Annotated in this window: 25 protein-coding genes; 18 read left to right on the top strand and 7 right to left on the bottom strand. The window is 67.8% G+C overall.

Features of this window, described 5'->3' with window-relative positions:
* The first annotated feature begins 16 nt into the window (after window positions 1-16).
* From ACFOOL_RS12015 to ACFOOL_RS11995, 5 genes are read left to right on the top strand one after another with little or no spacing between them, the layout of a single operon-like run.
* Window positions 17-976: an ABC transporter permease gene (locus ACFOOL_RS12015; protein ID WP_380097323.1), complete on the top strand. Its 960-nt coding sequence runs from the start codon at window positions 17-19 to the stop codon at window positions 974-976.
* Window positions 976-1,815, top strand: coding sequence for an ABC transporter permease (locus ACFOOL_RS12010; protein WP_380097322.1), 840 nt, complete (start codon window positions 976-978; stop codon window positions 1,813-1,815). The genes ACFOOL_RS12015 and ACFOOL_RS12010 overlap by 1 nt, the downstream gene beginning before the upstream one ends.
* Window positions 1,812-3,542: an ABC transporter ATP-binding protein gene (locus ACFOOL_RS12005; RefSeq protein ID WP_380097321.1), complete on the top strand. Its 1,731-nt coding sequence runs from the start codon at window positions 1,812-1,814 to the stop codon at window positions 3,540-3,542. The genes ACFOOL_RS12010 and ACFOOL_RS12005 overlap by 4 nt, the downstream gene beginning before the upstream one ends.
* Window positions 3,539-4,540, top strand: a complete 1,002-nt coding sequence (locus ACFOOL_RS12000; RefSeq protein WP_380097320.1) for a serine hydrolase domain-containing protein — start codon at window positions 3,539-3,541, stop codon at window positions 4,538-4,540. The genes ACFOOL_RS12005 and ACFOOL_RS12000 overlap by 4 nt, the downstream gene beginning before the upstream one ends.
* A 10-nt stretch (window positions 4,541-4,550) precedes the next feature.
* Window positions 4,551-5,669, top strand: a complete 1,119-nt coding sequence (locus tag ACFOOL_RS11995; RefSeq protein WP_380097319.1) for an anhydro-N-acetylmuramic acid kinase — start codon at window positions 4,551-4,553, stop codon at window positions 5,667-5,669.
* Between the two features lie 284 nt (window positions 5,670-5,953).
* On the opposite strand, the gene groL is transcribed toward ACFOOL_RS11995, so the two are convergent.
* Window positions 5,954-7,594, bottom strand: a complete 1,641-nt coding sequence (gene groL / locus ACFOOL_RS11990) for a chaperonin GroEL (protein ID WP_380097318.1) — start codon at window positions 7,592-7,594, stop codon at window positions 5,954-5,956.
* Window positions 7,595-7,651: 57 nt separating this feature from the next.
* Window positions 7,652-7,942 carry a co-chaperone GroES gene (locus ACFOOL_RS11985; protein WP_380097317.1) on the bottom strand — a complete coding sequence of 97 codons (291 nt, stop codon included), beginning with the start codon at window positions 7,940-7,942 and terminating at the stop codon, window positions 7,652-7,654.
* 139 nt (window positions 7,943-8,081) lie between these two features.
* Here ACFOOL_RS11985 and ACFOOL_RS11980 point away from each other — a divergent pair, with 139 nt between their 5' ends.
* From ACFOOL_RS11980 to ACFOOL_RS11970, 3 genes are all read left to right on the top strand, one after another.
* Window positions 8,082-8,486 (top strand): DUF427 domain-containing protein, encoded by a 405-nt coding sequence (locus ACFOOL_RS11980; RefSeq protein ID WP_380097316.1) that lies wholly within the window; start codon window positions 8,082-8,084, stop codon window positions 8,484-8,486.
* 86 nt (window positions 8,487-8,572) lie between these two features.
* On the top strand, window positions 8,573-8,767 hold the full coding sequence (locus ACFOOL_RS11975; protein ID WP_380097315.1) for a hypothetical protein: 195 nt from the start codon (window positions 8,573-8,575) through the stop codon (window positions 8,765-8,767).
* Between the two features lie 113 nt (window positions 8,768-8,880).
* Window positions 8,881-9,849, top strand: a complete 969-nt coding sequence (locus ACFOOL_RS11970; protein WP_380097312.1) for a DMT family transporter — start codon at window positions 8,881-8,883, stop codon at window positions 9,847-9,849.
* 101 nt (window positions 9,850-9,950) lie between these two features.
* Here the strand turns inward: ACFOOL_RS11970 and ACFOOL_RS11965 are convergent, their stop codons facing one another.
* Window positions 9,951-11,381: a sigma 54-interacting transcriptional regulator gene (locus ACFOOL_RS11965; RefSeq protein ID WP_380097311.1), complete on the bottom strand. Its 1,431-nt coding sequence runs from the start codon at window positions 11,379-11,381 to the stop codon at window positions 9,951-9,953.
* A 122-nt stretch (window positions 11,382-11,503) separates the two neighbouring features.
* On the opposite strand from ACFOOL_RS11965, the gene ACFOOL_RS11960 reads away from it, so the two are divergent.
* The 9 genes from ACFOOL_RS11960 to rsmD all read left to right on the top strand — a co-directional run bounded on the left by ACFOOL_RS11960 (window position 11,504) and on the right by rsmD (window position 22,768).
* Window positions 11,504-12,724, top strand: coding sequence for an ROK family transcriptional regulator (locus tag ACFOOL_RS11960; RefSeq protein WP_380097310.1), 1,221 nt, complete (start codon window positions 11,504-11,506; stop codon window positions 12,722-12,724).
* A gap of 98 nt (window positions 12,725-12,822) precedes the next feature.
* Window positions 12,823-14,076 carry an EAL domain-containing protein gene (locus ACFOOL_RS11955; protein WP_380097308.1) on the top strand — a complete coding sequence of 418 codons (1,254 nt, stop codon included), beginning with the start codon at window positions 12,823-12,825 and terminating at the stop codon, window positions 14,074-14,076.
* Window positions 14,077-14,115: 39 nt separating this feature from the next.
* On the top strand, window positions 14,116-14,982 hold the full coding sequence (locus ACFOOL_RS11950) for a TIGR01459 family HAD-type hydrolase (protein ID WP_380097307.1): 867 nt from the start codon (window positions 14,116-14,118) through the stop codon (window positions 14,980-14,982).
* Between the two features lie 57 nt (window positions 14,983-15,039).
* Window positions 15,040-16,011, top strand: coding sequence for a bifunctional riboflavin kinase/FAD synthetase (locus tag ACFOOL_RS11945; RefSeq protein WP_380097305.1), 972 nt, complete (start codon window positions 15,040-15,042; stop codon window positions 16,009-16,011).
* An 85-nt stretch (window positions 16,012-16,096) separates the two neighbouring features.
* A complete protein-coding gene (ileS, locus tag ACFOOL_RS11940; RefSeq protein ID WP_380097304.1) occupies window positions 16,097-19,021 on the top strand; it encodes an isoleucine--tRNA ligase in 2,925 nt (974 codons plus the stop codon).
* Window positions 19,022-19,184: 163 nt separating this feature from the next.
* A complete protein-coding gene (lspA, locus tag ACFOOL_RS11935) occupies window positions 19,185-19,757 on the top strand; it encodes a signal peptidase II (RefSeq protein ID WP_380097303.1) in 573 nt (190 codons plus the stop codon).
* An 85-nt stretch (window positions 19,758-19,842) separates the two neighbouring features.
* Window positions 19,843-20,559: a hypothetical protein gene (locus tag ACFOOL_RS11930; protein ID WP_380097301.1), complete on the top strand. Its 717-nt coding sequence runs from the start codon at window positions 19,843-19,845 to the stop codon at window positions 20,557-20,559.
* 148 nt (window positions 20,560-20,707) lie between these two features.
* Window positions 20,708-22,210 (top strand): pseudouridine synthase, encoded by a 1,503-nt coding sequence (locus ACFOOL_RS11925; RefSeq protein ID WP_380097299.1) that lies wholly within the window; start codon window positions 20,708-20,710, stop codon window positions 22,208-22,210.
* Window positions 22,211-22,213: 3 nt separating this feature from the next.
* Entirely contained in the window at window positions 22,214-22,768 is a 555-nt protein-coding gene (gene rsmD / locus ACFOOL_RS11920; RefSeq protein ID WP_380097298.1) for a 16S rRNA (guanine(966)-N(2))-methyltransferase RsmD, read from the top strand.
* 105 nt (window positions 22,769-22,873) lie between these two features.
* On the opposite strand, the gene ACFOOL_RS11915 is transcribed toward rsmD, so the two are convergent.
* From ACFOOL_RS11915 to ACFOOL_RS11905, 3 genes are read right to left on the bottom strand one after another with little or no spacing between them, the layout of a single operon-like run.
* A complete protein-coding gene (locus ACFOOL_RS11915; protein ID WP_380097297.1) occupies window positions 22,874-23,287 on the bottom strand; it encodes a Fur family transcriptional regulator in 414 nt (137 codons plus the stop codon).
* Window positions 23,277-24,095 carry a metal ABC transporter permease gene (locus ACFOOL_RS11910; RefSeq protein WP_380097296.1) on the bottom strand — a complete coding sequence of 273 codons (819 nt, stop codon included), beginning with the start codon at window positions 24,093-24,095 and terminating at the stop codon, window positions 23,277-23,279. Before ACFOOL_RS11910 ends, ACFOOL_RS11915 begins: the two co-directional genes overlap by 11 nt.
* 23 nt (window positions 24,096-24,118) lie before the next feature.
* Window positions 24,119-24,913 carry an ATP-binding cassette domain-containing protein gene (locus tag ACFOOL_RS11905; protein WP_380097295.1) on the bottom strand — a complete coding sequence of 265 codons (795 nt, stop codon included), beginning with the start codon at window positions 24,911-24,913 and terminating at the stop codon, window positions 24,119-24,121.
* Window positions 24,914-25,078: 165 nt separating this feature from the next.
* Between ACFOOL_RS11905 and ACFOOL_RS11900 the strand changes: the two genes are divergently transcribed.
* Window positions 25,079-26,038, top strand: coding sequence for a zinc ABC transporter substrate-binding protein (locus ACFOOL_RS11900; RefSeq protein WP_380097293.1), 960 nt, complete (start codon window positions 25,079-25,081; stop codon window positions 26,036-26,038).
* A gap of 96 nt (window positions 26,039-26,134) precedes the next feature.
* Here ACFOOL_RS11900 and ACFOOL_RS11895 read toward each other — a convergent pair whose 3' ends face one another.
* Complete coding sequence (locus tag ACFOOL_RS11895; protein ID WP_380097292.1) at window positions 26,135-26,491, bottom strand: DMT family protein; 357 nt, start codon at window positions 26,489-26,491, stop codon at window positions 26,135-26,137.
* Window positions 26,492-26,581: the final 90 nt, after the last annotated feature.

Here is a 26,581-nt window from a genome sequence, read left to right as displayed (position 1 = left end):
TCCATGGATTGCGGTCATGAATTATCTGGCGCGGCGGCTGCTGACCTTTCCGCTGATCCTGCTCGGCGTTTCGCTGCTGGTCTTCTTTTCCATCCGGCTCATTCCGGGTGATGCGATCACCGCCATGCTGGGCACGGAAGCGGGCCTGCTGACGCCGACGCAACGCGCGGTGCTCGCCGCCTATTTCGGCATCGACCAGCCGGTATTGATCCAATATGGGCGCTGGCTGTGGGGCGTCCTGCAGGGCGACCTGGGGCTCTCCGTGACCCATGGCAGGCCGGTCCTCGCCATCATTCTCGAGCGCTTTCCGCTGACGCTGGAGCTGGCGCTGCTCTCCATGATCATCGCCCTGGGCGCCGGCATTCCCGCCGGGGTGCTGGCGGCGACGCGCAGCGAGCGGCCGGCCGATGTGGGGGTGCGGATCGTGGCCATGCTGGGCCAGTCGACTCCCGGCTTCGTCATCGGCCTCGTCATCATCTATGTGCTCTCGGTCTATTTCGGCTTCATCCCTGCCATGGGCAGCTTCGTGCCGCTCTGGTCCGACCCGCTGGCCAATCTGGGGCAATTGATCTTCCCCGCCATCACCCTGGGCTTCGCCTTTGCCGCCTCGGTGACGCGCATCGCGCGCTCGTCCATGCTCGACGTGCTCAGCGACGACTATATCCGCACCGCCCGCGCCAAGGGGGCTTCGGCGCGCAGCGTGGTCTGGCGCCATGCCCTTCCCAATGCGCTCATTCCGGTGGTGACGCTGAGCGGGGTGGAGTTCGGCTATCTTCTGGGCGGGGCGGTGATCGTCGAGCAGATCTTCGCCCTGCCGGGACTGGGGCGGCTGACGCTGGAGGCCATCGGCCAGCGCGACTACGCGCTGGTGCAGGGCTGCGTGCTGTTCATCGCCTTCAACTTCCTCATCGTCAATCTGCTGGTCGACCTCGCCTATGCCGCGCTCGATCCGCGCATCCGGCTGGGAGCGCGCTGATGCGGATCCTGAAGGCGATCGTCGCCCATCCCACCGGCCGCATCGGCGCGGCCATCATCGCGATCTACGTGGTGCTGGCCCTGTGCGGGGCGCTGGGTCTCACGCCGCACGACCCGTTGCAGCAATTCCGCGTCGACCGGCTCAAGGGGCCGAGCGCCACCTATCTGATGGGCACCGATCTTTTCGGGCGCGACACGGCGAGCCGGCTGATGGTCGGCATCGGTCAATCCTTCCTCATCGCCTTCGCCTCGGTGGGGCTGGCAAGCCTGTTCGGAACCGTAATCGGCCTGCTGGCCGGCTGGTGGGGCGGATGGCTCGACGGCGTGTTCATGCGCTCGATGGACGTGCTGCTGGCCTTTCCGGCCATTCTGCTGGCGCTGCTGATCATCGCCATTGCCGGACCCGGCACCTTTACCAGCGTCTTTGCCATCGCCACCGTCTATACGCCCATCTTCGCCCGCGTGGTGCGGGGGCCGACCCTGTCGCTCAAGCGCCGCGACTTCGTCGACGCGGCCCGCACCTTCGGCAGTTCGCAGCGCTATATCCTCAGCCGGCACCTGCTGCTCAATCTGGTGGCGCCGCTGACGGTGCAGATCACCCTGGCGCTGGCCTGGGCCCTGCTTACGGAGGCGGGCCTGAGCTTTCTCGGGCTCGGCACGCAGCCGCCGGCCCCCTCGCTGGGGCTGATGATGAGCGAGGCGCGCAATCTCATGCAGCAGGCGCCCTGGCTGCTGGTCTTTCCGGGCCTGACCATCATGCTGGGCATTCTGGGCTTCAATCTCTTCGGCGACGCGCTGCGCGACATTCTCGATCCCCGCACCCAGCGGAGGACGGCATGAGCACACTGCTTTCCGTACGCGACCTGGCGGTCGGCTTCGGGCCGGACGGGGCGCGCAACCCGGTGGTCGAGGGCGTCGGCTTCGACCTGGCGCCGGGTGAAACCCTGGCGCTGGTGGGCGAGAGCGGTTCGGGCAAGTCGGTCACGGCGCTCTCGATCAACCGGCTGGTGGATTTCGGTGGCGGCCGCATCATCGGCGGCACCATGAACTGGACACGGCCGGATGGCTCGGTGCTGGACCTGGCCCGGGCCGACGAGCGGGCCCTGGTCGGCATGCGCGGACGGGAGATCGGCATGATCTTCCAGGAGCCGATGACGTCGCTCAACCCGGTCCATAAGATCGGCGCGCAGATCGAAGAGGCCTTCCGGCTCAATCGCGGCCTCGAGGGCCAGGCGGCACGGAGCGCCGCGCGCGAGGCGCTGGAGCGGGTGCGCATCCCCGACGCGGCGCAGCGGATGAAATATTATCCGCACCAATTGTCGGGCGGCATGCGCCAGCGCGTGATGATCGCCATGGCCCTAGCCGGCAATCCGCGCCTGCTGATCGCCGACGAGCCGACCACGGCGCTCGACGTGACCGTGCAGGCGCAGATCATGGCGCTGCTGGCGGAGCTGAAGGCCGAGACCGGCATGGCGATGATCTTCATCACCCACGATATCGGGCTGGTCGCCGGCATCGCCGACAGCATCATGGTGATGCAGAATGGCAGCGTGGTGGAGCAGGGGCGGCTCGACGCCGTGCTCGATGCGCCCCGGCACGACTATACGAAGCACCTGCTCGGCGCCGTGCCGCATTTTACCGGCGGGCGGGCGGTGCGAACCGATAGCGATGGAAAAAGCACGGACGGGCCGGTGGTTTCGGTCGAAGACCTGGTGGTGCGGTTTCCCATCGGCGGCGGCTGGTTCTCGCGCGGTGCCGGCGCCATTCATGCCGTCGAGGGGGTGGGCTTTGAGCTTGCGGCGGGGCAGACCCTGGCCATCGTAGGGGAAAGCGGCTCGGGCAAGTCGACCACGGCACGCGCCATTCTCGGGCTGGTTCCGGCGACGCGGGGGACGATCAGGACGGCGCCGGGGCGGCAGGGGCGCCCGGTGCAGATGGTATTCCAGGATCCCTTTGCCTCGCTCAATCCGCGTCTGGATGTCGCCAGCCTGCTGGCCGAACCGGCGATTGCCGCGGGGCTGCGCGTGGATGCGCCGCTGCGCCGGCGCATGGTGCAATTGCTGACCCGGGTGGAGCTGACTGAAGCGGCGCTGGACCGCTATCCGCACCAGTTCTCGGGTGGGCAGCGGCAGCGGCTCTGTATCGCCCGGGCGCTGATGCTCAATCCCGACGTGGTGGTGCTGGACGAGGCGGTGTCGGCGCTGGACGTCTCGGTGCAGGCGCGGGTGCTCGACCTGCTCGTCGATCTCCAGCGCGAATTCGGCCTCGCCTATCTTTTCATCTCGCACGACATGGCGGTGGTGGAGCGCATCGCCCACCGCGTGGCGGTGATGTATGCCGGCGAGGTGGTGGAGATCGGCGCCGCCGGGGCGGTGCTGTCCCGCCCGCAGCACAGCTATACGAAACGCCTGATCGCGGCGGTGCCGGGGATCGAGAGGCGGCGGCAGCGTTATGATGTCGACACCACGCCGGTGCCGTCGCTGATCAGGCCCAAAGGGTTCGAGCCGCCGGCGCCGCAATGGCGGGAGGCGGGCGAAGACCATCTTGTAAGAGTGGAAAAATCATGAGTTCAGAGGCAGGGTTCGAGCGCGCCTTCGCGCTGCTGGAGGCCTCGGTCGCGGCCAGGAAAATTCCCGGCGGGGTGCTGGGCCTGGTCGCTCGGTCGGGGATGCGGCTGACGCGGGCGGTGGGCGAGGCGCAGCAGGTGCCGGTGTCGCGGCCGATGCAGGAGAATACCTGGTTCGACCTGGCCTCGCTGACCAAGATATTGTTCACGACGCCGAAAATTCTGCAACTGGCGGAAGTCGGCCGGATCGATCTCGATGCGCCGCTGATCAGCGCTATTCCCGATTTCATGCAATATAATGCGGACAATTGGCAGCGGAAGATCACCTTCCGGCAATGCCTTGGGCATCAGACGCCCCTGCCGGGCGTGTTTCCGCTTTACACCTATGGCGACGATCCCGGCCGATTGCGCCATTTCGTGCTGCAGCGGGACTGGCCGGCCGGCCCGGCGGTCTATTCCGATCTCAATTTCATCCTGCTCGGCATCGCCATCGAGCGGCTCGAAGGCAAGGCGATCCGGCAGCTCGAGCCGATGCCGGGCTTTGCCTGGAGCGCCGACCCCGCCCAGGCGGCGGCAACGGAAAACGACCCCTGGCGGGGCCGGGTGCTGTGCGGCGAAGTGCATGACGAGAACTGCGCGGCGCTGCAAGGCGCGGGGCATGCCGGGCTGTTCGGCACCGCTGCGGCGGTTCTGGATTTTGCGCAACGCACCCTCGACGCGGACGCATCGGGCGATGCCGGCACCGCACTCATGCGCAAGGCGCTGAGCGGACGGCGTACCCATGGCTGGGAAAAGCCCTATGAGGGCTGGTCGGGCGGCGAGCTCTGCTCGCCCGGCACGATCGGCCACACCGGTTTCACCGGAACGGGGCTGTGGATCGATTTCGACAAGGGCCATGCCTGGACGCTGCTGACCAACCGGGTTCATCCGACCCGGCATTTCGACAGCGGCATCTTTGCCCTGCGCCGCGCCATCGGCGACTGCATCAACAGCAATTGAGGACGTGAGAATGGAGCCGATCTGGACCATCGGGCTGATGACCGGGACCGTGCTGGACGGCAATATCGACATTGCCATGGTCCGCACCGATGGGGAGAGCATCGAGAGCTTCGGGCCCTATACGCTGGCGCCTTACAGCATGCAGGTGCGGGCGCTGCTGGAAGAAGCGTTGGCGGCGGCGCGCCAATGGAATTTCGGTGCGGTGGAGCCGGAAATCTTCGCCCGGGCCGAAGCGGCGCTGACGCGGGCGCAAGCGGAGGCGGTGCTCGGCTTCGTCGCGGAAGCGGGCATGCGCATGAGCGATATCGGCGTGGTGGGATTCCATGGCCAGACGGTGCTGCACCGGGCGCCGCAGGCCGGCCGGATCGGCGACACGCGGCAACTCGGCGACGGAGTGTTGATGCAGAAGATGCTCGGCACTGAAGTCGTCTACGATTTCCGTACCGCCGATGTCCGCGCCGGCGGGCAGGGGGCGCCGCTGGCGGCCTCCTACCATCAGGCGTTGCTGCGCAAGCTCGGTACGGATGGCGAGATCGCCGTGCTCAATCTGGGCGGCGTGGCCAATGTGACCTATTGGGACGGCGCCGAAAAGCTGATTGCCTTCGATACCGGCCCGGCCAATGCGCCGATCAACGATTTCGTCAAGGCCAGGGGCCTAGGGGAGATGGACCGCAATGGTGCGCTCGCCGCTACCGGCAAGGTGGACGAGGAACGGCTGCGCAAGCTGCTCGAGCATCCTTATCTCAGGGCCGCCTATCCCAAATCGCTCGACCGCTTCGACTTCCCGGCCAGCATGGCGGATGGGCTCGACGATGCGACCGGTGCGGCGACGCTGACCGCCTTTACCGCCAGTGCCGTGGGCAAGGCGCTAGACCTGTTGCCGGTCCGGCCCCGGAAGCTGATCGTATCCGGCGGCGGGCGGCACAATCCCACGCTGATGGCGATGCTGGCGCAGCGGGCCGGCGTGGCGGTGGTGGATGCCGACAGTGTCGGCTGGCGCGGCGATGCCATCGAGGCGGAATGCTTCGGCTTCCTGGCGGCGCGGGCATTGCGCGGGCTGCCGATCAGTTTTCCTACCACGACCGGCGCGCCGCAGCCGATGACGGGCGGGAAGCGTGTAGGCGCCTAGAGCCTTTCACTGTCAAGTGGATCAGCGCTTTCTTGCTCCCCTCCCCCTTGAGGGGAGGGGTCGGGGGTGGGGGTCCTTCGGTGATCCGCCAACCCCACCCCCTCCCCAACCCTCCCCTCAAGGGGGAGGGAGCGCTGGTCGCCGATTCCGTCAAAACATGAAAGCTTCTAGACCTGCCTGACCACAAGGCGGGGCAGGAAGGGCCTCGATGCGGCAGGCTTGCGCCGCAACGAAAAAGCCCCGGTGTTTCCACCGGGGCTTTCCGCGAAAGGTGACGGGACTTCTTAGAAGTCCATGCCGCCCATGCCGCCCATGCCACCGCCGGCCGGCATGGCCGGAGCGGCTTCCTTGGGGGCCTCGACGATGGTGGCCTCGGTGGTGATCAGCAGCGAGGCGACCGAAGCGGCGTCCTGCAGGGCATGGCGCACGACCTTGACCGGGTCGATGACGCCCAGCGAGACCAGATCGCCATATTCGTCGGTGGCGGCGTTGTAGCCGAAGGTCGCCGAGTCGTTCTCGAGGATCTTGCCCACCACGACCGAGCCTTCGGCGCCGGCATTGTTGGCGATGGTGCGCACCGGCTCCTGCAGAGCGCGGCGCACGATGGCGATGCCGGCATCCTGGTCGGCGTTGATGCCCTTGGACTTGATGGCGGCAGCGGCACGCAGCAGGGCGACACCGCCACCCGGCACGATGCCTTCCTCGACGGCGGCGCGGGTCGCGTTGAGCGCGTCGTCGACGCGGTCCTTGCGCTCCTTGACCTCCACTTCGGTGGAGCCGCCGACGCGGATCACGGCGACGCCGCCGGCCAGCTTGGCCAGGCGCTCCTGGAGCTTCTCGCGGTCATAGTCCGAGGTGGTTTCCTCGATCTGCGCCTTGATCTGGCCGACGCGGCCCTGGATGTCGTCGGTCGAGCCGGCGCCATCGACGATGGTGGTGTTTTCCTTGGTGATCTCGACGCGCTTGGCGGTGCCCAGCATGTCGAGGGTCACGTTCTCGAGCTTGATGCCGAGCTCTTCCGAAATCACCTGGCCGCCGGTCAGGATGGCGATGTCTTCCAGCATGGCCTTGCGGCGATCGCCGAAGCCCGGAGCCTTGACGGCCGCGACCTTGAGGCCGCCGCGCAGGCGGTTGACCACGAGCGTGGCCAGGGCTTCGCCCTCGATGTCCTCGGCGATGATCAGCAGCGGACGCTGGGACTGAACGACGCTCTCCAGGATCGGCAGGATGGCCTGCAGGTTGGACAGCTTCTTTTCGTGCAGCAGGATGACCGGGTCCTCGAGGGTGGCGGTCATCTTCTCGGCATTGGTCACGAAATAGGGCGAGAGATAGCCGCGGTCGAACTGCATGCCCTCGACCACGTCGAGCTCGGTCTCGGCGGTCTTGGCTTCCTCGACGGTGATGACACCCTCATTGCCCACCTTCTGCATCGCCTCGGCGATCATGTCGCCGATTTCCTTCTCGCCATTGGCCGAGATGGTGCCGACCTGGGCGACTTCGGAGGAGGAGGTGATGTTCTTGGAGGAGGCGCGCAGGCTTTCCACGACCTCGGACACGGCCAGGTCGATGCCGCGCTTCAGGTCCATCGGGTTGAAGCCGGCGGCGACGGCCTTGACGCCCTCGACGACGATGGCCTGACCCAGAACGGTGGCGGTGGTGGTGCCGTCGCCGGCGACGTCATTGGTCTTGGAGGCGACCGAGCGCAGCAGCTGCGCGCCCAGGTTCTCGAGCTTGTCTTCCAGCTCGATCTCCTTGGCGACCGACACGCCGTCCTTGGTGATGCGCGGAGCGCCGAACGACTTCTCGATGACCACGTTGCGGCCCTTGGGGCCCAGCGTCACCTTTACCGCATTGGCGAGGACGTTGACGCCCCGCAGCATCTTTTCGCGGGCTTCGGCGGAGAATTTGACTTCCTTGGCGGCCATTTATGGCTCCTTGAAAATTCGGGGGTTGATGGGACGAAAAAGGGCGCGAGAGACCGCTCAGGCCTCGATCACGCCCATGATGTCGCTTTCCTTCATGATGATGAGGTCCTCGCCATCGAGCTTGACCTCGGTGCCGCTCCACTTGCCGAACAGCACGCGATCGCCGGCCTTGACGTCGAGGGCGACGATTTTGCCGCTCTCGTCGCGGGCGCCGGGGCCCACGGAAACGATCACGCCCTCGGAGGGCTTTTCCTTGGCGGTATCGGGGATGATGATCCCGCCCTTGGTCTTTTCTTCACTGTCTACGCGACGGACGACCACACGGTCGTGCAGGGGACGGAAGCCCATGATTGCTCCTTCTGGCATCATCTCTAATGCAAAATTCAGGTGTCGTTAGCACTCATGTATAGCGAGTGCTAACAAGCACTGGCGGATATAGGGATCGGCCCGAATAAGAGTCAAGGGCGGTGAACCGAAGTTTTTTCCCGTGCGTTTAGCGCCTGACGTCCTGTTCTCCAGCGAGGTGCCGATCATGGCCGACAGCGCAAGCCGCCCCGACGCCGTAACCCCCGTATCCGGCCGGGTGCACGTGATCTTCGACGACGCCGAAATCGCCAGTTCCCTCAAGGCGCTGCGGCTGGAGCGGCAGGGCGGGGCACCGCTGATCTTCCTGCCGCTCGAGGATGTCCACCCCGGCATATTGGAGGCCTCCGAGACCACGCGCGAGGATGCCGGGCCGGGGGTCGCCCATTTCTACACCATCAAGACCCTCACCGCCGACGGCGCCGACGAGGCCTGGTACTACCCCTATGCCGATGGCCCCTACGCCCCCATCCGCGATATGCTCACCTTCGCCGGCGAGCGCATCGGCATCGAGGTCACCGAGGTCTAGGTTTCCGCGGCCGCTTTCCGGCCCAATCGCCGGCCGGGCGGACAAGCCCCCTTCCCCCCGCACCGAGTCTGGGCCATAACATTCTCATGACCGAAAATTCTTCCCTCGAAATCAAATTGCGCCGCACCGGCGGTGTCGGTCCCAACGCCAACTGGCATTGGGAGATTCATGATTCCACCGGCAAGGTGGTCAAGACCGGCAGCGCCGTCGGACCCGAGCACAAGGCCTTCGCGACGGCCCGCATCGCCAAGGAAAAGCTGGAAGCCGCCTCGGGGAAATAAGCGCGTCGCGCGGCGGGCCGCAGGCCGGGCCCCCGCGGGAAACGGCGCGACCAGAATAAATCGAACGCCGCGTCCCCGGACGCACGGCGTTCCGACCCCGGAATAGGACAGACGTGACTTCCTCCGCAGCAGAGCCCGACATCGCGCCCCACGCCCTGGGGAAAAGCGACCCCCTTCGCGGCATCCTGCTGAAGATCGTCTCGGTCTGCTTTTTCGTGATCATGGCCACCATGCTCAAGGCCACCGAGACCGTCCCCTCGGGCCAGATGGTGTTCTTCCGCGCCTTCTTCGCCCTGTTCCCGGTGCTCGCCTATCTGGCCTGGAAGGGCAAGCTGGCCAGTGCCTTCCACACCAGCCGGCCGCTGGGCCACGTGCTGCGCGGGCTGATCGGCGTCGCCTCCATGAGCCTGGGTTTTTTCGCGCTGACGCGGCTGCCGCTGCCCGAGGCCACCGCCATCGGCTACGCCTCCCCGCTCATCATCGTCATCCTTTCGGCCCTGCTGCTGCGCGAGCGGGTCTATATCTTCCGCTGGACCACCGTGCTGGTGGGGATGGTGGGGGTGCTGATCATCCTCTGGCCGCGCCTGACGGTGTTCACCGGCGGCGCCAGCATGGGCGACGCCGAAGCCATCGGCGCGCTGGCGGCGCTGGGCGGGGCGGTGCTGTCCGCCTTCGCCATGCTGCAGGTGCGCACCCTGGTGCAGACCGAGCGCACCGAGACCATCGTGATCTATTTCTTCGTCACCGGCAGCGTGCTGAGCCTGCTCACCCTGCCTTTCGGCTGGGTCATGCCGACGCCGGGACAACTGGCGCTGCTGATCGGGGCCGGCTTCGTCGGCGGCATCGGCCAGTTGCTGCTGACCTCGTGCTACCGCTATGCCGATATGTCGGTCATCGCCCCGTTCGAATATGTCTCGCTGATCCTGACCATCGTCATCGGCTTCGTCATCTTCGCCGACATACCCACCGTCGCCATGCTGGCCGGCGCCCTCATCATCGTCGCCTCGGGCATCGCCGTCATCCTGCGCGAACGCTGGCTCGGCCTCGACCACAGCCGCGCCCGCGAAGCCAGCACCCCCTGATCGTAGGAGGCGTGTGCTTCCCTCCATGCCGTCCCCATCGGGCTGTTCTCCAACCGAGGGCAGCGTTGGGGTAGTGGAGGGAGGAGAAACCCCTCGGCGAATTATCCCGTGGCGGCCATTTCCGCCCAGCCCTGGCGCTTGCGGTAAATGGTGGAGGGGCTGATCTCCAGCGCGGCGGCGGCCATGGAGATATTGCCGCCGAAAGCGGCGATGGCGTCCTCGATGATGCGCTGCTCCTGCCGCCACATGGGCAGCACGGCGCGGCGGCTGTCGATGCGGGGGGCTTCGACCGGCGCCGGGGCGGTGGCGCGCGATTCGATGTCGGCGGCGGCCAGCATGGCGGAAGTGATCTCCCCGCCGTCGAACATCACCACCATGCGGCGGATGAGGTTCTGTAGCTGCCGCACATTGCCCGGCCAGTCAGCGGCGGTGAGCTGCTGGGCCGCGTCGTGGGAAAAGCCGGCGAAGCGCTTGTGCTCCTCCCGGGCGTAGCCGGCGAGGAAATGCCGCGCCAGCACCATGACGTCGCTGGGGCGCTGGCGCAGCGGCGGCAGGTGAATAGGCAGCACGTGCAGCCGGTAGAACAGGTCCTCGCGGAACTGCCGGTCGGCGATCATCTGCATCGGATTGCGGTTGGTGGCGCAGATCACCCGCACGTCGATCTTGCGAATCGCGGTCTCCCCGACCCGGGAGATCGAGCCGGTCTGGAGGAAGCGCAGCAGCTTGGATTGCAGCGACAGATCCATTTCCCCGACCTCGTCGAGGAACAGCGTGCCGCCATCGGCCAACTCGGCCGCGCCCCGGCGGTCCTCATGCGCGCCGGTGAAGGCGCCGCGTACCACTCCGAACAACTCGCTTTCCATGAGGTCGCGCGGAATGGCGGCGCAATTGATGGCGACGAAACGTTTGTCGGCGCGGGGACCCTTTTCGTGCAGCGCCTCGGCGCACACATCCTTGCCCGTGCCGCTTTCCCCGGTGATGAAGACCGGCGCCGAGGAGGCGGCGACCCGCCCGATCTGCTCGTAGAGAAACTGCATGGCGCTCGAGGCGCCCACGAAGCCGGCATAATCGGCCAATGCCGCGTCCGGCCCGGTTTCGGCGCCGAGGCAGCGCGGGCGGCCATGGCGCTGCGCCAATTCGCCGATGCGCCCGGCCAGCGCCGCGCCGCTCACCGGCTTGGCCACATAATCGTGGGCGCCGGCCCGCATGGCGTCGAGCGCCGCGCTGACCTTGCCGCTGTCGGCCAGGGCCAGCACCAGGGCCCCCTCGGCCAGCCGCACCAGCCGCCCGACCGCGTCCTCGGTGCGTGGCGCCAGGTCGGCAAGGCTCGACAGATCGGCGATGACGATGTCGAAGCGCATCCGGCGCAGCATGTCGGCCGCGTCGTGACCCGAATCGGCAAAGCTCACCCGGGGCGCCACCAGCAGGGCCTCGGCCAGGGACTCGCCGGTGCGCCGGGCGCATCCGCTATCGCTGTCGATCAGGAGAAGCCGGCCGCTGAGCGCATTGTCGCTTCCCGTCGTCGTCGTCATGCGCGTCAAACCCCGATTTTCGCCCGCAGCCGGGCCGTTCTCGTTCTTGTCGGGATTGTTTCGGATTAGGGTAAATAATCCGTTCTTGCACCTTCCGCCCAAACCACGTTTATCTCGATGCCATGCGTACCAAAATCGAACAGGACGTCTTCGAGCCCATCGTGCGCGGCATCGCGCAATCGGGCGTCCGGGTCGCCAATAAGCGGGCCGTTCTCTCCCTGATCGCCGGACTTCCCGGCGTCTCCAACGCCGATATCGCGCGCCGCTCCGGCCTCGGGCCGCAGACCACGGCGCGCATCCTGTCCGAGCTGGAGGAAAGGGACCTGGTGGTGCGCGGCGACGTGCTGCGGGGGCGGCGCGGCCAGCCGGCCACGCCCTACCGCCTCAATCCCCATGGCGCCTATTCCTTCGGCGTCGAGATCGGCTGGAATCATTTCGAGGTCCTGCTCCAGAACATCGCCGGTCAGCCCCTGGCATCGGTGCGCCACCCCCTCGATTTCCCCGATCCCGAGACGATCTTCGAGCGGATCGCGGCGGAAATCGCCACGCTGGTCTCGGGGCTCACCCCCCTCCAGCGCGGGCGCCTGGCCGGCATCGGGGTGACGACGCCCGGCCGGTTCGGGCCCCTGCTCGGGCGGCTGGGCGCCTCTCCCGCGCAGATCGCCGCCTGGGGCCGCATCGATATCGCCGGGCGCATCGGCGCCGATGCCGGCCTGCCGGCCTTCTGGATCAATGACGGCAGCGCCGCCGCCTGGTGCGAGATCGTCCGCTTTCCCCGGCCGCGCCCCTCGGGGCTGGCGGCCTTCTTCATCGGCACCTTCGTGGGCGGGGGCATCGTCACCGGCGGCGCCCTGCTCGAGGGGCCGCACGGCAATGCCGCCGATCTGGGGGCCATCGTCGTGCACGACCGCGCCGGCCGTCCCGGCCACGTCCACCTGCTGGCCTCGCTGCATGCCCTCGGGCGCCGGCTCGAGGCGGCGGGGCTCGCCCGTCCGCCGGGCCTGCCCCGGCAATGGGACTGGGCGGCGCTCGAGCCCCATGCGGCGCCCTGGGTCGAGGATGCCGGCCATGCCCTCGCCCAGGCCATCGCCAGCACCGCGGCGGTGATCGAGATCGATACCGCCCTCATCAACGGCGTCCTGCCCGAGCCCGTGCTGGGCCGCGTGCTGGACAGCACCGACCGCCATCTCGAGGCGCTCCCGGCGCTGGCGCCGGGCCGGCCGCGCGTGGCGGCGGGCCGGGCGGGCTATTCCGCCGCCGTCTCCGGGGCGGCGCAGCTAGTGCTGTTCCGGCGGCATTTTTCCCGCGCCTGGGAATTGTTCGCGCCCGAACCGGCCAAATAGGCTGGGACAGAGCCGGCGCGGCGCTTTTGCCGCTTCCGGCGGGGTGCTATGAAAAAGAGCCGAATCCCGGCGCATCCGAGGGGGTTGCAGGTCCGCCCGTGCAGGCATTGGTCTATTCGTTCATCGCCGCCGCGGCGGCCGGATTGGGGGCGCTGGCCTATTTCGGCCTCACCTTCACGCCGGCCAATGCGATTCTGGTGGCGATCGTGTTCGCCGCCGTCGGCGTGGTGCTGATGGAGCGCCGCCTGCGCATCCGCGCCGAAAACCGGCTCGAGCGCGCCATCGAGGACCTGTCGCGCCTGCTCGCCACCGACGCCCAGGCCGGCGCCGTGCTCGGCCAGCGCATCAACGCCATCGCCGATCTCGAGCCCGGAAAGCGGCTGGAAACGGTGGAGGCCGATATTTCCGTGCTCGGCACCGTCATCCGCCAGGTGGCCGAGGCGGTGGCCGAAATCGAGGACAAGGTGGAGCGTCCGGCCCGGCGCCCGGCCATGACGGCGGAACGCGCCACTGCCACTGTCCCTGCTGCCGTGCCGCCCGAGCCGGCCATTCCGCTCGAAACACTGCGGCAGGCTTTGGCTGAAAACCGCCTGATGCATCATATCCGCCCGGTGGTGCGCCTGCCCCAGCGCCGCCCTGCCAGCTATGATCTGGTGCCCCGGCTCCTGCTCGGGGAGGGCGATTTCGCCGATGCGCCCGATTTCATGCCGCGCCGGGGCGGGACGGAAATGGTGGGCCGGATCGAGGGCATGGGCCTGCTCGAAGCGGTGGCCATCGCCCGCCGGTCGCGCGCGGGCGGCCAGCCGGCCATGCTGGGGGTGCCGCTCTCGCGCGCCACCCTGGGCGAGGCGGCCGCCGCCGAGCAGTTCCTCGTGACGCTCGATGCCAACCGCGCCATCGCCGGAGCGCTGGTGTTCCGCGTACCCGAGGCGGACTGGCTGGCCCTTTCCTCCCGCGAACGGGGCATTGTCGAGCAGGCCGCGCGCAAGGGCGCCGGCTTTTCCATCGCCGATATGAGCTCGCTGCGGGTGGACGTGGCCGAATTCGCCGCCATGGGCGTGCAGTCGCTGCGGGTCGACGCCGCCCGTTTCCTCGCCGCCCCCGAAGCCTTCACCGATTTCCACATTTCCGACATCGCCAGCTATCTGGCGCGCTTCGAGGTGTCGCTGCTGGCCACCGGCATCGCCGAGGAGCGCCAGATCGTCGAACTGCTCGACAATGCCATCGTGCTGGTGCAGGGCGACCATATCGCCCCGGCCGGACCCGTGCGCGCCGATCTGGCGGTGGAGCCGCCCCGCGCCGCCGCTTCGGGCCGGTTTTCGCTTGATCCGCGCCGGCAAAGTGCCACATAGGCATGCACGCCCCCTTTCGCTGAGGAACCATACCAGTCCATGACGTCGCCCCTCCCGGTCATTTCGGGTCTTTCGGATCTTTCCGGCCGCTACGATGCCGTCCTCTCCGATGTGTGGGGCGTGATCCATAACGGCGTCGCCGCCTTTCCCGAGGCGGTCGGGGCCCTGAGCGCCTTCCGGCGCGCCGGGGGCAGGGTGGTGCTGATCACCAATGCGCCGCGCCCTTCCGGCCCGATCGTCGCCATGCTCGATCGGCTGGGGGTGCCGCGCGACGCCTATGACGACATCGTCACCTCGGGCGACGCCACCCGCTCGATGATCGAGAAATATCGCGGCCGCGCCATCCACCATGTCGGCCCGCCCACCGAGGACGACGCGCTTTACGAGGGGCTGGATTTGCGGCGCACCGGCCCCGAAGAGGCCGAGGTGGTGGTGGTGACCGATCTCGACACCGACGACGACACCCCCGAAATGTACCGCGAGCGCGCCAAACTCTGGCTGGCGCGCAAGCTGCCCATGATCTGCGCCAATCCCGACCGGGTGGTCGAGCATGGCAACCGCATCGTCTATTGCGGCGGCGCTCTGGGCGATCTCTATGCGGCCATGGGCGGCATGGTGCACATGGCGGGCAAGCCCTACCAGCCCATTTACGAGCAGGCCTTCGCGCTGGCGGAACGGGCGGCCGGCCGCGGCCTCGACAAGGCGCGCGTGCTCGCCATCGGCGACAGCGTGCGCACCGACGCCACCGGCGCCGCCCAGTTCGGCATCGACCTGCTGTTCATCACCGGTTCCATCCACGCAGCCGAGCTCGACGCCTTCGGCAAGCCCGATCCGCAGGCCATCGCCGATCTCATCGCCCCCAGCCGCGCCCGCACCGCCGGCTATCTGCCGCGCCTGGCCTGGTGACGGCGGGCGATATGGTCCGGTCCGCGCCGCATATTCCCCTGTCCGGAGCCCACTGACTTGACCTTTGCCCGCCTCTCCAGTCTCGACGCCCTGCCGGCCGGCCTGCGCGGGGCCTTCGTCGCCATCGGCAATTTCGACGGGCTGCATCGCGGCCACCAGTCCATCGTCGACAGGCTGCTGGAGCGGGCCCGCGCCGCCGGGGTGCCGGCGCTGATGCTGACCTTCGAGCCGCATCCGCGCGACGTCTTCGCCCCGTCCCCCTTCATGTTCCGCCTCACCCGGGGCGACGCCAAGGCGCGGCTGGCCCAGGCCATGGGGCTGGACGGCATCGTCGTCCTGCCCTTCGACCGGGCCTTTTCCCAGAACGAGGCGGAAGTCTTCGTCGAGACCATGCTGGTGGAGCAGTTGGGGGTGCGCGGGGTCATCGTCGGCTCCGATTTCCACTTCGGCCGCCAGCGGCGCGGCACCCCCTCCTTTCTCAAGTCGGCGGGGGAAAGGCTGGGCTTTTCCGTGGAAATCCTCGATCTCATGGACGAGGGCGACGAGCCCATCTCCTCCTCGCGCATCCGCGCCGCCCTCTCCGAGGGAGCCGTCACCGCCGCCAACCGGCTGCTGGGCTATCACTGGTTCTTCGAGGGCCGGGTGATCAAGGGCGACCAGCGGGGGCGGGAGCTGGGCTTTCCCACCGCCAATACCGCAACCTCCACCGGCTTCCAGCTCGCCCAGGGCGTCTATGCGGTGCGCGCCCTTCTGGGCGAGCGGCTCTTCGACGGCGTCGCCGCCTATGGCAAGCCCATGTTCGACAACCAACTGCCGCCCTTCGAAACCCATCTGTTCGGTTTCGACGAGGATATTTACGGCCGGACCCTCACCATCGCCCTTATCGGCCATATAAGGGGGCAGGAGGTGTTTTCCGGCCTCGACGAGCTCACCGCCGCCATGAGCCGCGACGCCCGCAAGGCCCGCGCGCTCCTGGCCGAGGCGAAGCCCTTGAGCGGGCTCGATGCGAGGCTGGGCTTTTTCGCCTGATCGGGGCCCGGGAAAATCACCCTTTGCCCCCGCCGCCCGCACTTGCTAAAAGGCGCGCAAATCTTCCCGAACCGATTGCCGATCCATGAACGACACCGCTTCTGGCGCGACCGAAACCGATTATTCGGCCACGCTTTTCCTGCCGGAAACCGATTTTCCCATGCGTGCCGGCCTGCCCGACCGCGAGCCCGTCTGGCTCCAGCGCTGGCAGGACATGGATATTTATGCCCTGCAGCGCGAGCAGGCCAAGGACCGGCCGCTCTTCACCCTGCATGACGGCCCGCCCTATGCCAACGGCAATATCCATATCGGCCACGCGCTCAACAAGGTGCTCAAGGACCTGGTGTCGCGCTCCATGCAGATGCTGGGCTACAATTCCGCCTATGTACCGGGCTGGGACTGCCATGGCCTGCCCATCGAATGGAAGATCGAGGAGCAGTACCGCGCCCGCGGCAAGGACAAGGACGAGGTCCCGGTCATCGAGTTCCGCCAGGAATGCCGCGCCTTCGCCACCCAATGGGTCGATGTGCAGCGTGAGGAATTCAAGCGCCTCGGCATAGTGGGCGAATGGGACAATCCCTATCTCACCATGAGCTTCGACGCCGAAGCCCAGATCGCCCGCGAGCTGATGAAGGTCTCGATGAGCGGCCAGCTCTATCGCGGCTCCAAGCCCGTCATGTGGTCGGTGGTCGAGCGCACCGCGCTGGCCGAGGCCGAGATCGAATATCGCGACTACGAGAGCGACGCCATCTGGGTGAAGTTCCCGGTGACGGCGGGGGCGCATCGGGATGCGGCGGTGGTCATCTGGACCACGACGCCCTGGACCATCCCGGCCAACCGCGCCATCAGCTTTTCCAGCCGCATCGCCTGCGGCCTTTACCAGGTGACCGCCGCGCCCGAGGGCAATTGGGCCAAGGTGGGCGACCGCTATATCCTCGCCGATCAACTGGCGGCGGAAGTCTTCGCCAAGGCCAAGGTGGAGGCCTATGAACGGCGCGCCGATGTCGGCGCCGGGGAACTGGCTTCCATCGCCTGCGCCCATCCGCTCGCCGGCCTCGCCGGCGGCTACGAATTCGCCGTGCCCCTGCTCGATGGCGAGCACGTGACCGACGATGCCGGCACCGGGTTCGTGCATACCGCGCCGGGTCACGGCCTCGACGACTTCGGCATCTGGATGGATTCGACCCGCCTGCTCCGGGAGCGCGGCATCGATCCCGCCATCCCCTATGCGGTGGACGATGCGGGTTTCTACACCAAGGACGCCCCCGGCTTCGAGGGCGCCCGCGTCATCGACGACAACGGCAAGAAGGGCGATGCCAATAATCGCGTCATCGCGGCGCTGGCCGAGCACGGCAACATCATCGCCCGCGGCCGGCTGAAGCACCAATATCCCCATTCCTGGCGCTCCAAGAAGCCGGTCATCTACCGCAACACCCCGCAATGGTTCGTCTATATGGACAAGCCGATCGAGGGTGCGGAAGGCGACACCCTGCGCGCCCGCGCGCTCAATGCCATCGACCGCACCAAATTCTACCCGTCCGCCGGGCAGAACCGCCTGCGCGCCATGATCGCCGACCGGCCCGACTGGGTGCTGTCGCGCCAGCGCGCCTGGGGTGTGCCGATCACCGTCTTCGTGCACAAGCAGACGGGCGAGATCCTCAAGGACGAGGCGGTCAATCACCGCATCGCCCAGAGCTTCGAAGAGGAGGGCGCCGATGCCTGGTACAAGCCCGGCGCCGCCCGTCTCTATCTGGGCGAGGCCTATCGGGCCGAGGACTATGAGATGATCATGGACGTGCTCGACGTCTGGTTCGACTCGGGCTCGACCCATTCCTTCGTGCTGCGCAACAAGCAGAAATGGCCCTATCTCAAATTCCCGGCCTCGATGTATCTGGAGGGCTCGGACCAGCATCGCGGCTGGTTCCATTCCTCCTTGCTCGAAAGCTGCGCCACCAATGGCTTCGCGCCCTATGACAGCGTCCTCACCCATGGCTTCACCATGGATGGGGAAGGGCGCAAGATGAGCAAATCCATGGGCAATGTCGTCGCCCCGCAGGAGATCATCAAGCAATACGGCGCCGATATCCTGCGCCTCTGGGTGGCGTCCTCCGACTATTCGGAGGATCTGCGCCTGGGCAAGGAGATCGTCAAGACCACGGTGGATGCCTATCGCAAGCTGCGCAACACCTTGCGCTGGCTGGTGGGCAATCTCGCCCATTTCCGTAAGGAGGACGTGGTCGCGCCCGCCGACATGCCCGAGCTCGAGCGGCTGATGCTGCACCGTCTGGCCCAGCTCGACGAGGGGGTGCGGGCCGCCTACAAGGATTACGACTACCGCAAGGTGGTCACGCTGCTCACCAATTTCATGAATATCGAGCTCAGCGCCTTTTACTTCGATATCCGCAAGGACGCGCTCTATTGCGACCCGATCTCGAGCATGAGGCGCAAATCGGCGCTGACCGTGCTCGACCTGCTGTTCAACGCGCTCACCGCCTGGCTGGCGCCCATCCTGGTGTTCACCATGGAGGAATGCTGGCTGGAGCGGCATCCCGAGCCGGGCTCCTCGGTGCACCTGCAGCTTTTCCCCCATGTTCCGGCCGAGTGGCGCGATGACGAACTGGCCGGCAAATGGCAGCTCATCCGGGCCGTGCGCCGCGTCGTCACCGGGGCGCTGGAGATCGAGCGCCGCGAAAAGCGCATCGGCTCCTCGCTGGAGGCGGCCCCGAAGGTCTTCGTTGCCGATCCGCGCCATATCGCGGCGCTGGACGGCCAGGACCTGGCCGAGATCGCCATCACCTCCGCCGTGCAGATCGTCGAGGGCGACGGCCCCGCCGAGGCCTTCCGCCTCGAGGAGGTGCCCGGCATCGCCGTCCTGCCCGCCCATGCCGAGGGACGCCGCTGCGCCCGCTCGTGGAAGGTGCTGCCCGAGGTGGGGTCCGATCCGGACTATCCGGATGTCTCCCTCCGCGACGCCCAGGCCCTGCGCGAACGTGCGGCGGCGGGGTTGTAAGCCGGGCTCGGCGGTTCTTGCGCCTCCCTCCCCCTTGAGGGGAGGGAAAGAGGGTGGGGGTTCCGGCGGTGCCACGCGGTCGATTTTCCTATATGGCAAGGCTCGAACCCCCATCCCTAACCCCTCCCCTCAAGGGGGAGGGGGATAGAAAGTCGGAGACGCCATGAGAATGCCCGCCCCATCCCTCCGCAACCCCGGCGTCCTCGTCTCGCTGATGGCGGCCGTGCTGGCCTTCGGCATCGACCGGGCGCAGAAGGGCTTCCATATCGCCGCCGAATGCTACGCCATCGGCCAGGCCGCCTGCGTGGCGGTGTTTTCCGCCTATCACCCGCCGGGGCTGATCGGCTGGCGCGGCGGCGAGGTGGTGCCGGTCGCGCCCTTCTTCGATTATGTGCTGGTCTGGAATACCGGCATCTCCTACGGCCTGTTCGACGGGCTGCCGGTATGGGCGCTGGGGCTGGTCATGCTGGTGGCCATCGTGGCGCTGTCGGTCTGGTGGTGGCGCAGCGAGGGGCTGCTGGTGCGGCTGGGGTTGGCGCTCTGCATCGGCGGTGCACTCTCCAACGCGCTCGATCGCCTGCTCTACGGGGCGGTGGCGGATTTTTTCCACTTCTACTGGCAGGGCTGGTCGTTCTACATCTTCAACCTGGCCGACGTGGCCATCACCCTGGGCGTGGTGCTGCTGTTCGCCGACCTGCTGCTGCCGCGGCGGAAATCGGCCGGAAAGCCGACATGAGGGGCGAACATCACCTTGCTGCCAAAATCTGGTCTTAGCGCTGGGAATGCGTTATAAACGCCGCCGACATCGTAAGGGACGTTGCATGCGTATTGGATTGACCGGGCAGCCCGCTGCTCTTTCGGTTGCCGCTCGGGCGGGGCTTGCCGCCCTGGGCCTGGCGGCGACGCTGGCGCTGGCCGCTTGCACCACGGTCGAAGGCACCAACGCCATGACCGATTTCGGTACGTTCGAGCGCGAGGTGATGAATTCCACCGCGCGCGGCATCGGCCTCATTCCCGGCGATCCGCCCAAGGAGGACCTGACGGCGGCCCGCGCCCCGCTGGTCCTGCCCAAGAGCACGGGCGACCTGCCGGCGCCCAGCACCCAGGTGGCGGCGGCGCAGTTGCCGGTCAATTCCAACACGGTGCAGATCGACACCACCAATCTTTCGCAGGACGATATCGCCCGGCTGCGCAATGCGCGCGTCGTCGACATGCGCTCGCTGGGCGGACGCCCGCTGACCGAGGCCGAGGCGCGCCAGCTCACCGCCCGCATGCAGCAGGCCAATATGGCCGTCACCGCCAATACCCGGCGCCCGCTCTATCTGCCGCCCGAGGAATATTTCACCCGCGTGGGCGATGCGCAGCTCGTCTGCCGCACCGCCTCGGGCGAACTGGTGTCGCTGCGCGACCAGCGCTGCCCGGCCGATGTGCGCCGGGCGCTCGAGCGCGGCAATGTGACGGCGCCCAGCACCGGCGGCTCGATCAGCGGCGGCCCTGGCGGCGGCCTGCGCAGCTCCGAGGTGACGCTGAACAATTAGGGCAGGGCGCCTTCGCGGGAACGCGAGGCCCGCGCCCGGTCACGATCTTCCAGCGGCCGGACCGATCCGGCCGCTTTCCGTTTATCCGCGCCGCCCGCCCCGCGCCTCTGCCGGGCATCATGGGTCCCGCATGCCAGAAAGTCCGCTCATGAGCGACACGCCCAAACAGCCCGAAACCTCCGACCGCCTCGCCAAGGTCATCGCCCGCGCGGGACTGTGCTCCCGCCGCGATGCCGAAGGCTGGATCAGCGCCGGCCGCGTCGCCGTCAACGGCAAGAAGGTGCTCACCCCCGCCTTCAACGTCACCAGCCGCGATCGCATCGAGGTCGACGGCCTGCCGCTCGCCGCGCGCCAGGGCACCCGCGTCTGGCTCTATCACAAGCCGGCGGGGCTCGTGGTCACCGAGAAGGACCCCGAGGGCCGCACCACCATTTTCGAGGCGCTGGAGAAAAAGGGCCTGCCGCGCGTGCTCACCGTGGGCCGGCTCGACATCAATACCGAGGGTCTGCTGCTGCTCACCAATGACGGCGGGCTCAAGCGGGTGCTGGAGCTGCCCTCGACCGGCTGGCTGCGCCGCTATCGCGCCCGCGCCTTCGGCTCGGTCACCCAGGCCCAGCTCGACGGGCTGCGCGACGGCGTCACCGTCGACGGCGTGCAATATGGCCCCATCCAGGCGGTGCTGGAGCGCGAGCAAGGCGCCAATGTCTGGCTGGTGCTGGGCCTGCGCGAGGGCAAGAACCGCGAGGTCCGCAACGTGCTGGGCTCGCTCGGCCTCGAGGTCAATCGCCTCATCCGCATTTCCTACGGGCCGTTCCAGCTCGGCGACCTGCCCGAAGGCGGCATCGAGGCGGTGCGCTCGCGCATGCTGCGCGACCAGCTCGGCAAGAAACTGGCCGAGGCCGCCGGCGTCGATTTCGAGAGCGAGATGCCCGAGCTCGCCCCGCCGCGCGACGACCGCCCGGTGCGCTCCCCGCGCGACCGCGACCACAGCCGTCCCAATCCGCCGCGCGGCGCCGCGCGGGGCGCGGGCGAGCGCCGCCCCGGCTTCGGCCGCGACGAAGGGGAACGCCCCGCCGGGCGCCCCCGCCGCATCCATTTCGACGAAGAGGGCCGCGCCCCCGAAACCTTCGAGCCGAAGGCCGCGGGCCGCCCGCGCCGCGACGAGGCGGACCGGCCCGCCCGTCCCGGCCAGCGCCCCGACCGGCCCGAAGGCCGCAAGAGTTTCGGTGATCGTCCGCCCCGCCGCGATGGCGGGCCGGCGCGAAGCGGTTTCGGCGACCGGCCCAAGCGCGATTTCGGCGACAAGCCCGCCCGGGGCGGTTTCGGCGATCGTCCGCAGCGCGATTTCGGCGACCGGCCGGCGCGCGGTCCGCGCAAGCAGGGTGGTTTCGCGGAGCGCCCCGCCCGCGACGGCAAGCCGGGCGGCAAGCCTTTCGGCCCGCGAAAGCCCTTTGCCGACAGGAGCGATCGCCCCAGATCCTTCGGCGACCGCCCCTTTGGGGACAAGCCGCGCAGCCCCCGGCCCGGCGACCGGCCGTTTTCAGGCAAGCCCGGCAACCGCCCCGGCGGCGGCCGGCCCCCGGGCAATCGTCCCGGTGGTGGCCGTCCCTCCGGCGGCCGTCCTGCCGGTCCGCGCAAGCCGCGGGGCTAGGCCATGCGCATCGTCGCCGGCAAATTCCGCGGCAAGCAGCTAACCTCCCCGGCGGACGACGGCACCCGTCCCACCTCCGACCGCGCCCGCGAATCCATCTTCAACATCCTGGGCTCGCTTCTCGGCCCGGTGCTGGAGGGCAGGCGGGTGCTCGACCTGTTCGCCGGCACCGGCGCGCTGGGGCTGGAAGCCCTGTCGCGCGGCGCCGCCCACGTCACCTTCGTCGAGACCGGCGCCGAGGCGCGCGGCCTCATCCGCGATCATATCGAGGCCTTCGGCGTCGCCGGCATCACCAAGCTGCTGCGCCGCGACGCCACGGCGCTCGGCAAGCCCGGCACGTTCGGACAGTTCGACCTGGTCTTTCTCGATCCGCCCTATCACCGGGGCCTGGGCGAAAAAGCCCTCGCCGAACTCGCCGCCAATGGCTGGCTCGCCCCCGGCGCCGTCATCGTCTGGGAGGAAGCCGCCGACGCCGAAGTGACGGTGCCGGAAGGGTTCGCGCTCGACGATACCCGGCAATACGGCGCCGCGGCGATACGGTTTTTAACGTTCGGCTAGAGCCGTTCAGCGCCAGGCGGAATCGGCTCCTTCGCCTCCCTCCTCCTTGTGGGGAGGGACTGAGGGTGGGCGTTCGGGATCGTCCGGGAGGCCGATCGGCTCATCTTATGCCGCCTGCCGGCATTGCGCGCATTGGCCGCGGATTTCCATGATGGTGCTTTTCACCGCAAACCCGGTCCGCTCGGCCCAGCCGCCCAGCCGTTCCTCGATGGCGGCGTCGGCGAATTCGTCCACCTTGCCGCAACCCTCGCAGATGGCGAAGGCGATCAGCCCCTTGCGGTGGCAGCGCCCGTCGGCGCAGGCGACGAAGGCGTTGAGCGATTCCAGCCGATGCGCCAGCCCGCGCTCCATCAGCTTGTCCAGCGCCCGGTAGATCTGCAGCGGCGCCCGCAATCCGTCCTCGCGCAGCCGGTCGAGGATGTCATAGGCGCTGAGGGGTGCGGGGGCGGTGTTGAGCGCTCCCAGCACCAGTTCCTGATTGCGGGTCAGGTCGGCCGGCATCGAATGGTCATGCACCATGGTGTTCTCTCCTGCCAAACAGTCGTGCGGTGGGCACCGCCAGCGAGATGAGGAAGATCGTCAGCGCCATCACGACGATGGAGGGGCCCGAGGCGGTGTCCCAGGTCCGCGATCCATAAAGGCCTCCCGCCACCGATATGGCCCCGAGCACCGCCGCCACGCCCGCCATGCTTTCGGGCGTGGCGGCGAGGCGGCGGGCGGTGGCGGCGGGGATGATCAGCAGCGAGGTGATCAGCAGCACGCCCACCAGCTTCATGGCGATGGCGATGACGCTGGCCATCAGCAGCATGAGGATTATGCGGCTGACTTCGGGCCGCAGCCCCTCCGCCTCGGCCAGTTCCGGGCTCACCGTCGCCGCCAGCAGCGGCCGCCAGTTGAGCCAGAGGATGAGCAGGATGGCCGCGCCCCCGCCATAGATGACGGCGATGTCTTCGACTGAGACGGCCAGGATATCCCCGAACAGGAACCCCATGAGATCGATGCGCACGCTGGTGAGGAAGCCCACCAGCACCAGTCCCACGGCGAGGGTGGAATGGCTGAGAATCCCCAATAGCGCGTCGGTGGAGAGCGTCGCCTGCTTTTGCAGCAGCACCAGCGCCCCCGCCACCAGTGCCGCCACGGCGAACACGCCCAGCGTCATGTTGAGCGAGAGCAGGATCGACAGCGCCACCCCCAGCAGCGCCGAATGCGCCATCGTATCCCCGAAATAGGCCATGCGCCGCCACACCACGAAACAGCCCAGCGGCCCGGTCACGGCGGCAATGCCGATGCCGGCGATGAGCGCGCGCGAGAAGAAATCACCGAACATGGCCGCCGCTCCTGTTTCCGCTTTCAATGCCCATGGTGATGCCCCTTGTGCTCGTGTCCCGCTTCCGTGCCCACGACGCACCCGTCGTCGTGATGCACATGGTCGTGATGGTGCTGGTAGATCGCCAGCGCCGAGGCCGCCCTGCCGCCGAAGAGCTTGAGATATTCCGGGCTGTTCTTCACCGCGCCGGGCGTGCCCCGGCAGCACACATGGCCGTTGAGGCAGATCACCGTGTCGGTTTCGGCCATCACCACATGCAGGTCGTGGGAAATCATCAAAATGCCGGCATGGGTGGTGTCGCGGATGCGCCGGATCAACTCGTAGAGCGCCACCTCGCCGGAAAAATCGACGCCCTGCACCGGCTCGTCCAGCACCAGCAAGTCCGGCTGGCGGATCATCGCCCGGGCGAACAGTACCCGCTGGAATTCCCCGCCGGACAGTTCCTGCACCGCGGCGCGGCGCAGATGGGCGGCGCCCACCGCCTCCAGCGCGGCGGCGATCTCCCCGGCCGGATAGTGCCCGGTCAGCGTCATCAGCCGCTCCACGGTGAGCGGCAGCGTCCAGTCGATGGCGAGCTTTTGCGGCACATAGCCGATCCGGAGCCCGGGCTTGCGCGTCACCCGGCCCATGCTGGGCTTCAGCACCCCGGTGGCCAGCTTGGCCGTGGTCGACTTGCCCGAGCCGTTGGGTCCGATCAGCGTGACGATCTCCCCGCGCGCAATGGTGAGGTCGATGTCCTCCACCAGCATGCGCCCGCCCTGGCGCACGCCGGCACCGGCAAGAGTGATCAGCGTTTCCCTGAGCCTGGTATCGTGCATCTCGTTTTGGGTCCTCGAAGGAACGGGGCCGCGGCGGCAATTCCCGGCCAGGGGTTTTTCCCCAGCCCGCCGGAAACCGTCTTGACGGCTTTCAATACGTTATAGCATAACAATGCTGCAAGCGTAATAACATAACATATCACCAACCCGAAAGGGACGAGACCGATGAAAACCGCCCTGCCGCTCGCGGCGCTCGCAACGCTGCTGCTCACCGGCACGTCTTTGGCTGCGCCCGATGTGGTCGCCTCCATCAAGCCCATCCACTCGCTGGTCGCCGCCGTCATGGAGGGGGTGGGCGAGCCGGTCCTCATCGTCCGGGGCGCGGCCTCGCCCCACACCTATGCCCTGCGCCCCTCCGACGCCGCCGCGCTCGAAGCCGCCGACATCGTCTTCTGGACCGGCCAGGGCATGGAACTCTTCCTCGGCGACGCGCTCGACACCCTGTCCGGCGATGCCGAAGTGGTCGAGTTGTCCCATGCGCCGGGCATCGACCTGCTGCCCATCCGCGAGGGCGGGGCCTTCGAAGCCCATGCCCACGGCGACGACGATCACGATCACCACGACCATGACCATGACCACGACCACGACCACGACCACGACCACGATCATGGCGGCGCCGACATGCATTTCTGGCTCGATCCGCAAAATGCCAAGCTGATGGTGACCGAAATCGCCACCGTGCTGGCCGAGGCCGATCCCGGGAATGCCGCCGCCTATGGCGCCAATGCCGAGGCGGAGCTGGTGCGGCTGGACGAGCTGGAAGAGGAGCTGCGCCAGATCCTGGCCCCGGTCGCCGGCAAGCCGTTCATCGTCTTCCACGACGCCTATCAATATTTCGAGAATCGTTTCGGCCTCGAGGTGGCCGGCACGGTCACCGTCTCCCCCGAAGCCATGCCCGGCGCCGCCCGCATCGACGAATTGCGCGCCAAGGTCGCCGAGCTGGGCGCCACCTGCGTCTTCGCCGAGCCCAATTTCGAGCCGGCCATCGTGCGCACCATCGTGGAAGGCACGCAGGCCGGCTCCGGCACGCTCGATCCGGAAGGCGCGACCCTCGCCGAAGGCCCCGACCTCTACCCCGGCCTGCTGCGCAACCTCGCCACCGGACTGGCGGAGTGCCTCGGCTAGAGCCTTTCGTTCTCAGGCGGAATCGGTGCCTTCTTGCTCCCGGGGAGGGAGCGCTGGTCGCCGCTTCCGTCAAGTCATCTTCCGGGATTGGCCGCCCTATTTCAGCGGCCCCTTGAAGACGAAGAACGCCCCCAGCGCGATCAGCGCGAAGCCGATGCCGTGGTTCCAGGTGAATTTCTCGCCCAGATAGAACACGGCGAACAGGGCGAAGACCGAGAGCGAGATCACCTCCTGCATGGTCTTGAGCTCGGCCCCCGAATAGAGGCCATAGCCGATGCGGTTGGCCGGCACCGCCAGCCAGTATTCGAAAAAGGCGATGCCCCAGCTCGCCAGCACCACGACCCACAGGGCCGCGCCGGGAAATTTCAAATGCCCGTACCAGGCGAAGGTCATGAACAGATTGGACGCAAGCAACAGCCCGACAGGGGCCAGGGTAGCGACATTGAAGCCCAAGGCTTCCTCCGCGAACAAGGAAAACCGGCCCGCTGCCGGCCCTGTCTTCTAGCCTCTGAAGTGCCGGTCCGGAAGCGGCATTGTCGGGTG

Origin of the sequence: Devosia honganensis, from assembly GCF_042648785.1 — a bacterium.
Classification (GTDB): Bacteria; Pseudomonadota; Alphaproteobacteria; order Rhizobiales; family Devosiaceae; genus Devosia; species Devosia honganensis.
Note: the sequence above shows the minus strand (reverse complement) of the source record. Positions and strands in the feature narration are given on the sequence as shown.